Annotated in this window: 9 protein-coding genes; 7 read left to right on the forward strand and 2 right to left on the reverse strand. The window is 61.3% G+C overall.

Annotated features, from left to right (window positions below; translation table 11 throughout):
* Window positions 1-224, reverse strand: a 224-nt coding sequence (locus WCA53_RS15010; RefSeq protein ID WP_423911617.1) for a deoxyribodipyrimidine photo-lyase, incomplete at its 3' end; no start/stop codon positions are given.
* 29 nt (window positions 225-253) lie between these two features.
* On the opposite strand from WCA53_RS15010, the gene WCA53_RS15015 reads away from it, so the two are divergent.
* From WCA53_RS15015 to WCA53_RS15040, 6 genes are read left to right on the forward strand one after another with little or no spacing between them, the layout of a single operon-like run.
* Window positions 254-832, forward strand: a complete 579-nt coding sequence (locus tag WCA53_RS15015; protein WP_423911621.1) for a YqgE/AlgH family protein — start codon at window positions 254-256, stop codon at window positions 830-832.
* A complete protein-coding gene (gene ruvX / locus WCA53_RS15020) occupies window positions 829-1,287 on the forward strand; it encodes a Holliday junction resolvase RuvX (protein ID WP_423911625.1) in 459 nt (152 codons plus the stop codon). Before WCA53_RS15015 ends, ruvX begins: the two co-directional genes overlap by 4 nt.
* Window positions 1,274-1,789 carry a bifunctional pyr operon transcriptional regulator/uracil phosphoribosyltransferase PyrR gene (pyrR, locus tag WCA53_RS15025; protein WP_423911628.1) on the forward strand — a complete coding sequence of 172 codons (516 nt, stop codon included), beginning with the start codon at window positions 1,274-1,276 and terminating at the stop codon, window positions 1,787-1,789. The genes ruvX and pyrR overlap by 14 nt, the downstream gene beginning before the upstream one ends.
* A 57-nt stretch (window positions 1,790-1,846) precedes the next feature.
* A complete protein-coding gene (locus WCA53_RS15030; protein ID WP_423911631.1) occupies window positions 1,847-2,878 on the forward strand; it encodes an aspartate carbamoyltransferase catalytic subunit in 1,032 nt (343 codons plus the stop codon).
* Between the two features lie 4 nt (window positions 2,879-2,882).
* Window positions 2,883-4,160, forward strand: coding sequence for a dihydroorotase (locus WCA53_RS15035; protein WP_423911633.1), 1,278 nt, complete (start codon window positions 2,883-2,885; stop codon window positions 4,158-4,160).
* A 12-nt stretch (window positions 4,161-4,172) separates the two neighbouring features.
* Window positions 4,173-4,976 carry a lysophospholipid acyltransferase family protein gene (locus WCA53_RS15040; RefSeq protein ID WP_423911636.1) on the forward strand — a complete coding sequence of 268 codons (804 nt, stop codon included), beginning with the start codon at window positions 4,173-4,175 and terminating at the stop codon, window positions 4,974-4,976.
* Window positions 4,977-4,979: 3 nt separating this feature from the next.
* Here WCA53_RS15040 and WCA53_RS15045 read toward each other — a convergent pair whose 3' ends face one another.
* On the reverse strand, window positions 4,980-5,834 hold the full coding sequence (locus tag WCA53_RS15045; protein WP_423911644.1) for a symmetrical bis(5'-nucleosyl)-tetraphosphatase: 855 nt from the start codon (window positions 5,832-5,834) through the stop codon (window positions 4,980-4,982).
* Between the two features lie 322 nt (window positions 5,835-6,156).
* Between WCA53_RS15045 and WCA53_RS15050 the strand changes: the two genes are divergently transcribed.
* Window positions 6,157-6,664: dTDP-glucose 4,6-dehydratase (locus WCA53_RS15050; protein WP_423911640.1), on the forward strand; the 508-nt coding region annotated here is incomplete at its 3' end.

Below are 6,664 nucleotides of genomic sequence, written 5' to 3' on the forward strand. Positions count from 1 at the left end.
GGTGGCTCCGCGCCCCCCGCGCCCCGACCCCCGCGCTCCAACCCTCTCGCGTGAATAAACGACCCGCGCGGATCGTTTTTACGTAGCGCCGACAGAATTTCATTGTCCAAAACGAACGCGCACAGCACCTGCCGACAGCGCGTTAGTGCGTGATAGAGTGCAGTATGGTCTGCCACGCGCAGGTCTCGTCGAAGCCAGACTAGCCCCGTATCAATGTCGGCCATCAAGTATCGCCCTTGTTAAGATCTGAATCATGTCCAAGACTCCCGATCGCATCAACTTGACGAATCAGTTCCTGATCGCCATGCCCAATATGGCCGATCCCACGTTTTCCGGGACTGTCGTCTACCTTTGCGATCACAGCGAGCGCGGTGCGCTCGGCCTCGTGATCAACCGGCCGACCGACATCGACCTCCAATCGCTTTTCAATCGCATCGACCTGAAGCTCGAAATCGAGCCGCTCGTGCACCTGCCCGTGTATTTCGGCGGCCCGGTGCAGACCGAGCGCGGCTTCGTGCTCCACGACCCGGCCGACGGCGACGTGTATACATCTTCCATGAGCGTGCCGGGTGGCCTGGCCATGACCACGTCGAAGGACGTGCTCGAAGCCGTCGCAAGCGGCAAGGGCCCCGAGCGCTTCCTGCTCACGCTCGGTCACGCGGGCTGGGGCGCGGGCCAACTGGAAGAAGAAATATCGAAAAATGGCTGGCTGACGGTGGAAGCCGATCCGCGCATTATTTTCGATGTTCCCGCCGAGGACCGATTGCAGGCGGCGTTGTCGCTGCTGGGCGTGTCGTTGTCCATGCTGTCGGGCGAAGCGGGCCACGCATGACGGAGGCGACGCGGCTTGAAACGACGCTGCTCGCGTTCGATTACGGCGAGAAGCGGATCGGCGTTGCGGTCGGCAATACGCTCACCAAGCACGCGCGGGCGCTGACGGTGATTGAGAATCGCAGCCGCGAGTATCGATTCGACATGATCGGCAAGCTGATCGGCGAATGGAATCCGGGCTCGGTGATCGTTGGCTTGCCCAGGCACCCCGACGGTGCACCCCACGAAATGACCCAGCTCGCCACGCGCTTCGGCAATCAACTCAACGGGCGCTTCAATGTGCCGATCAATTGGGTGGACGAGCGGTATTCGTCGGTGGAAGCGAAGGCCGAGATGAAGCGCAACGGCGTGCGCATGAACGCGAAGGGCCGTTACGACGGTATCGACGCCGAAGCCGCCCGCGTCATTCTTCAACAATATCTAGACGAGCTTTCCGACCAACATGAGTTCCATTGACGCCGAGGCGCTCTACCGCGCGTTGCTCGACCAGATCCGCGCGGCTCACGGCGAATCGCTCAAGCAGGCGAACGGCGCCGTGCTGGCGGGTATTTATAGCGGCGGCGTGTGGCTGGCCGAACGGCTCGCCAAAGACTTGAATGTGAGCGAGTTCGGCGTAGTGAACGTGTCCTTGCATCGCGATGATTACGCAAAAAAGGGCCTGCATAGCCAGGCCAGTCCGACCTCGCTGCCGTTCGACGTCAACAACCGTAAAATCCTGCTGGTCGATGACGTGCTGTCCACCGGACGCACCGTGCGCGCGGCCGTCAACGAGCTCTACGATTACGGCCGTCCGGCATCGGTGGACCTCGCCGTGCTGGCCGATCGCGGCGGCCGCGAATTGCCCGTGGCGGCGCGCTTTACGGGCGGTATCGTCGATATTCCCGCGACTGACACGCTCGTGCTATCGCAAGGCGAGAACGGCACACTCCTATTTTCGACGGAAGCGCGCACAGACTAAGCAAGTCTGCACGCGGCGCATTTCTCCCGGCAAAGACAAGACACCACCAGGAACGACATGACCACGGCTACTCAGGGTTCTGCCGAAAGCAGCTCGGCCGGCAAGAAGCCCGCGCCTGCGCGCTACGGCTTCCTCAAGGGCAATCCGCAGCTCACGAAGAACGGCGAACTGAAGCACTTGCTGACCATAGAAGGACTGCCGCCGGCGATCGTCTCGCATATCCTCGATACCGCCGAGCAGTTCGTCAGCGTGACTGATCGCGAGATCAAGAAGGTGCCGCTGCTGCGCGGCAAATCGGTGTTCAACCTGTTCTTCGAGAACTCCACGCGCACCCGGACCACGTTCGAGATCGCCGCAAAAAGGTTATCGGCCGATGTGCTGAACCTGAACATCAACGCTTCGTCCACGAGCAAGGGCGAGTCGCTGCTCGACACCATCAACAACCTCTCCGCCATGCACGCCGACATGTTTGTCGTGCGGCATGCGTCGAGTGGCGCGCCGTACCTGATTGCCGAGCATTGTGCGCCGCACGTGCACGTGATCAACGCGGGCGATGGCCGGCACGCGCATCCAACGCAAGGCCTGCTCGACATGTACACGATTCGCCACTACAAGCGCGATTTTCGCAATCTGCGCGTGGCGATCGTCGGCGATATCCTGCATTCCCGCGTCGCCCGTTCGGATATCCATGCACTGACCACACTCGGTGTGCCCGAAGTGCGCGCGATCGGGCCACGCACGCTGTTGCCGAGCCATCTGAACGAGATGGGCGTGCACGTGTATCACAACCTCGACGAAGGGTTGAAGGACGTCGACGTGATCATCATGCTGCGCTTGCAGAACGAACGCATGAGCGGCGCGTTACTGCCGTCGGCGCAGGAATATTTCAAGAACTGGGGTTTGACGCCGGAGCGCCTCGCGCTCGCGGCGCCCGATGCCATCGTGATGCATCCGGGACCGATGAACCGCGGCGTCGAGATCGATTCTCAAGTCGCCGATGGTCCGCAGTCAGTGATCCTGAACCAGGTCACGTTTGGAATTGCCGTGCGAATGGCAGTGATGGGCATCGTTGCCGGGAATAGCGACTAAAAATATGAAAATCCATATTAAAGGCGGCACGCTGATCGACCCGTCTGCAGGAACTGAAGGTCTCGCGGACGTGTTTATCGCGGCGGGGAAAATCGTGAGCATCGGCGATGCTCCCGCCGACTTCCACGCAACAAAAGTAATCGATGCAACCGGTCTCGCGATTGCGCCCGGTTTTGTCGATTTGAGCGCCCGTATGCGCGAACCGGGCTTCGAACACAAGGCCACGCTGGAGTCGGAAATGGCGGCGGCGCTGGCCGGCGGCGTGACGAGCCTCGTGTGCCCGCCCGACACCGATCCGATTCTCGATGAACCCGGTCTGGTCGAAATGCTCAAATTTCGCGCGCAAAAGCTGAATCAGGGGCATGTGTATCCGTTGGGCGCGCTGACCGTCGGGCTAAAAGGCGAAGCGATCACCGAAATGGTCGAGTTGACGGAGGCTGGTTGTATCGGCTTTTCACAGGCCGATACGCCAATTGTCAATACGCGCACGTTGCTGCGCGCGCTGCAATATGCGACCACTTATGGCTACACCGTCTGGCTAAGACCGCAGGACGCTTACATGGCGAGCGGCGGCGTGGCGGCAAGTGGCGCGCTGGCGTCGCGGCTGGGCTTGACGGGCGTGCCGGTGTCGGCGGAAACCATTGCGTTGCATACCATTTTCGAGTTGATGCGCGTGAGTGGCGCGCGCGTGCATTTGTCGCATTTGTCATCGGCGGCGGGCGTTGCGCTCGTGCGCGAGGCGAAGGCCGAAGGGCTTGCCGTCACGTGCGATGTGACCATCAATCACGTGCATCTGACGGACGTGGACATCGGCTACTTCGATTCGCAATTTCGCCTCGACCCGCCATTGCGCTCGCAACGTGACCGCGACGCGATCCGCGCGGGGCTCGCGGATGGCACGATCGATTCCATCTGTTCCGATCACACCCCGCTCGACGATGACGAAAAGCTGCTTCCTTTCGCCGAAGCCACGCCGGGTTCCACGGGATTGGAGTTGCTGCTTTCGCTGACCGTGAAATGGGCGCGCGAGGCGAACCTGCCGTTGTCGAAGGCGCTTTCGCGCATTACGACAGCGCCTGCTGCCGTGCTCAAGCTGGACGCCGGTTGCATCAAGCCGGGAGCAGCCGCGGATATTTGCCTCTTCGATCCCGCCGCCGAATGGCTGGTCGACCGCGCGACGCTCATCAGCCAGGGCCACAATTCGCCGTTCCTCGGCTATGAATTGCCGGCGCGTGTGCGCACGACCATCGTGTCGGGGCATATTGCCTACGAAGCGCGCTAACCGGTTCCCACCATGCTCGTTTTTCGCAAGGCACGCATCTTCGCGCATTTGTTGCGTGGCATGTTCGTCGTCGCGACGCGCTTTCCCAGCGCGTCGGCAAGCGTGCGGCTCGAATTGAACCGCGCGTGGTCCATCGAAATGCTGCGCTTGTGCGGGATGACACTCGTCGTGCACAACGACCAGGCGCGTCTGGACAGCGGCGCTTTGGTCGTCGGTAACCACATTTCGTGGATCGATATTTATGTCGTGAACGCGTGGCGGCCGACACCCTTTGTGGCGAAGGCGGAAGTTCGGCAATGGCCGGTCGTCGGCTGGCTTGCGCAGCAACTGGGTGCCGTGTTTATCCAGCGCGAGAAACGGGGCGATGCGAAACGCATCATGCACGAGTTGTCGGAGCGGCTGACTCAGGGCGAGTTGATGTGCGTGTTTCCAGAAGGCACGACGACGAGCGGCGCCAGTGTGTTGCCCTTTCACGCGAACCTGTTCCAGGCGGCTGTGTCCGCCGAGTGTCCCGTTCAACCGATCTGTTTGTTCTACGAAGACGCGAGCGGACGGCAATCGACGGCGCCAGCGTATATCGACGATTTAACGCTTGCCGATACGCTCAACGCCATGCTTCGCGGCGCACCGCTGACCGCGCACTTGTATGTTTGCGATGCCCTCGCGCCCGGTGACGATCGGCGCGTTTTGGCGCGCGATGCGCAAGCGGCGGTGGAACTGGCGATGCAGCGAGTGCGGGGCGGTTCGAAGGTCGCGGCTGCGCAGGACGGTCAGGACGATGCACTGGTCGAGGTGCTCACGCAGGAGCGGCCGTAATGTTTAGTCGAGTTTCACGCGACAGTTCGGGCAATCTACCTGCGTCACGGTTCGATCGGCTGGAGCGCTCGCCAGGCGAACGGCGGTGAGTTCTTCACCCCAGACGCAACCTGAATCCAGGCCGATGACGTTGTCACGGATGATCAAGCCGAGCGCAGCCCAATGGCCGAAGACGACGGTCACGTCCGATGTCCCACGCGACGGGACGTCGAACCACGGCATGCATCCGGGTGGGGCGGAATCCAGCGTGCCGCTAGACGTGAAATCCATCTCCCCCTCAACGGTACAAAAACGCAGCCGGGTGAACGCATTGCACACCACGCGCAGGCGCTCGGGGGCTTTGAGTTTCGGTTTCCATCGATTCGGCTCGTTGCCGTAGAGGCTTGCGAGCGTCTCTTTCCACGACCGTGCGCGAAGGGCGCGCTGGAATTCATCGGCGAGTTCGAGCGTTGTTGTGACGTCCCATTGCGGCAACACGCCCGCGTGGACCATGAGCATGTTGTGCTCGAAATGGGCGATCGGACGGTGGCGCACCCAGTGCAGGAGATCGGCCGCATCCGGCGCTGAAAGGATTTCGTCGATCGTGTCGCCTTTTTTCGCCCTGCGGATTCCCGCCGATACCGACAGTAAATGCAGGTCGTGATTACCGAGGACGGCAACCGCGCGATCGCCCAGCGCAATCAGGTCACGTAACATTGCCAGGGACCCGGAACCGCGATTGATAATGTCGCCGGCGAACCACAAAGGCGTGTCATCGCTCGGCGCAGCCTTCGCCAGCAAGCGCTGGTAGGCGTCATGGCAACCCTGGATGTCGCCGAACGCGAGAGGTGGGGAGTGGTGCGCAGGGGAGAGCAGCATAAATGAGACAATCGGCAACAAATTCGATGAATGGGGGGCGCCGCGGGACGTCGGCATAGGGGCATTTCCCGCACCGTTTCCGTCCGGCGGCCGCCTGGTTTGGCGTGTCAGCGCGGCGCTAAAGACGAGTAGTTTAACTGCCAAATTTTTTTTGGGGCGGGCGGTCTGTCCTCGGCCGGGCGAGGCGCCGCGGACATTTATCAATGTGGCCTGTGATATCTTCGTAACTACGTAAAGCGGCTTGCCGGATGTCTTGCGAGGTGGAGACATTTTGGCGGCTTCGCGGCAACGAAGTTCTTTTGATAATTTTTGTAGAAACCAAATGATCCTAGTGACTGGAGGCGCCGGATTTATCGGTGCTAACTTCGTGCTTGATTGGCTGGACGGCTCAGACGAAGCCGTACTCAATGTCGACAAACTGACGTACGCGGGCAATCTGGGCACGCTCAAATCGCAACAAGACAATCCCCGCCACGTGTTCGCCCGCGCGGATATCTGCGACCGCGCCGCAATGGACGCGCTGCTCGCCGAGCACAAACCCCGCGCGATCCTGCATTTCGCCGCCGAGAGCCACGTCGATCGGTCGATCCACGGACCGGCGGATTTCGTGCAGACCAATGTGGTGGGCACGTTCACGTTGCTCGAAGCGACACGCGCGTACTGGAGCGCTCTGAGCGCGACGGAGAAAGCCGCATTCCGCTTCCTGCATGTATCGACGGATGAAGTGTTCGGATCGCTCTCAGCGACCGATCCCCAGTTTTCCGAAACCACGCCCTACGCGCCAAACAGCCCGTATTCCGCGACGAAGGCAGGTTCGGACCACTTGGTGC

Source organism: Caballeronia sp. (assembly GCF_049581465.1).
GTDB lineage: Bacteria > Pseudomonadota > Gammaproteobacteria > Burkholderiales > Burkholderiaceae > Caballeronia.